The following is a 506-nucleotide window of genomic DNA, read 5'->3' as shown; positions in this document are numbered from 1 at the left end:
CCCCCTCCGGGACGCCGATGCCGAGGTTCACCACCGAATTCGGGCGCAGTTCGAGCGCGGCGCGCCGCGCGATCACCTTCCGGGGGTCGAGCGGGATGGGGTCCGTCCAGCCCATCGGCTGGCGGATCTCGCCGCTCATCGCCGGGTTGTACTGCGATCCCCACGACTGGGTGTGGTGCGCGGGACTGGTCGCCACGACCACGCAGTCGACGAGGGCACCGGGGATCTTCACGTCGCGCGGGTTCAGCGAGCCCCGCTCCGCGATCCGCTCGACCTGCACGATCACCAGACCGCCCTTGTTGTGCACCGCGATCGCCGTCTCCAACGCCTCCAGCGTGAGCGCCTCCTTCTCCATGGTCACGTTGCCGCTCGGATCGGCGGTGGTACCGCGCAGGAAGGCGACGTCGAGCCGGTCGAAGGCCTTGTAGAAGAGGTACTCGCGGCCATCGATCTCCATCAGCCGCACGCGGTCCTCGGTCGTGGAGTCGTTGACCTTCCCGCCGCCC

Annotated in this window: 1 protein-coding gene; it reads right to left on the bottom strand. The window is 69.4% G+C overall.

Annotated features, from left to right (window positions below):
* A partial coding sequence (locus FK268_RS24030; protein ID WP_306461508.1) for a CoA-transferase occupies positions 1 to 506 on the bottom strand: 506 nt, incomplete at both ends.

Source organism: Tsukamurella sputi, assembly GCF_007858445.1.
GTDB lineage: Bacteria > Actinomycetota > Actinomycetes > Mycobacteriales > Mycobacteriaceae > Tsukamurella > Tsukamurella sputi.
The sequence above is the reverse complement of the archived record's forward strand: the minus strand, read 5'-3'. Positions and strand labels throughout refer to the sequence as shown.